1 protein-coding gene is annotated in these 836 nt (G+C 49.9%); it reads left to right on the forward strand.

All coding sequences use genetic code 11. The features are described from left to right. Nucleotides 1-199 precede the first annotated feature (199 nt). The gene (locus V6S97_RS29115) at nt 200-754 is read left to right on the forward strand and encodes a hypothetical protein (RefSeq protein ID WP_112997632.1); all 555 of its coding nucleotides are present in this window, start codon (nt 200-202) and stop codon (nt 752-754) included. The last annotated feature ends 82 nt before the right edge of the window (nt 755-836 follow it).

Here is an 836-nt window from a genome sequence, read left to right on the forward strand (position 1 = left end):
CTGGCGCGCAGACATGCCCGCCGCAGACGCTTTTAACACGCGTAGTCGAAGATCATCGCTCAGTGCTCGTCCCATCATCCACCTCTTTCGCAGTGGATGTTGAATCAGCTCCCGCTCGCCCCGTCACTTCACAATCGATTCATCGATCACAGGATCTGCTCTAGCATGCATGACTGCAAGGGCATGCGGCGCAACATAAATGAAGGATAGCCCGGTGGAAATCTTAAAGGTCTTTTTTGGGCAGAGAGACGACAAAGTTTGGCAAATCCAAAGTTTAAAACCGGTTTCCATTAAACCGGTGCCCGGCGCTGAACCCGACTTTTATGCAATCGAGAACAATATTTTTGTCGGTGATATGCCCTTTATCGGTACGATCCATTCCATTCTTGGCCAAAGTATTGTGCCAATTGTAGCGCATATTCCAGGCGAGACGGTCTTGCGGTGCTTGGGTACAGGCTTCTTTATTAGTTGCAGCGGTCTCCTTATAACGGCGGCGCACGTTATTTCAGATCCGATTGAGAGAGCCTATAACGGCGTAACTGAAATCGCGGAGGGGAACTGGCATCTGGGCGGGGTCAAACTTGGTGTGATGCTGCCGACGAACCCGCTCAGTGGAATGCAAGGTTTCATTTTTCGCGATATCTTATGGGGTAGTTTTCTTGGGCAGAAGGCCATTTCTCCTATTCCTATCAATGGCTTGGACTTAAAGCTCACCTCCGACTGCTCTGATCCCCAAAAACTGGACCGTTTATAAAGAGCTGGCTCGGTTTGTCTGAACAGTTTCGGGCGTTTTGTTAAGTGGATTTCCGCCTCGATTATGCTGCCACCATCATTGG

The sequence above is a fragment of the Agrobacterium sp. CCNWLW155 genome (genome assembly GCF_036888815.1).
GTDB lineage: Bacteria > Pseudomonadota > Alphaproteobacteria > Rhizobiales > Rhizobiaceae > Agrobacterium > Agrobacterium radiobacter.

Excerpts from the sequence above, each read along its gene's own strand:
- V6S97_RS29115 (WP_112997632.1), top strand. The coding sequence starts at position 200 with ATGAAGGATAGCCCGGTGGAAATCTTAAAGGTCTTTTTTGGGCAGAGA.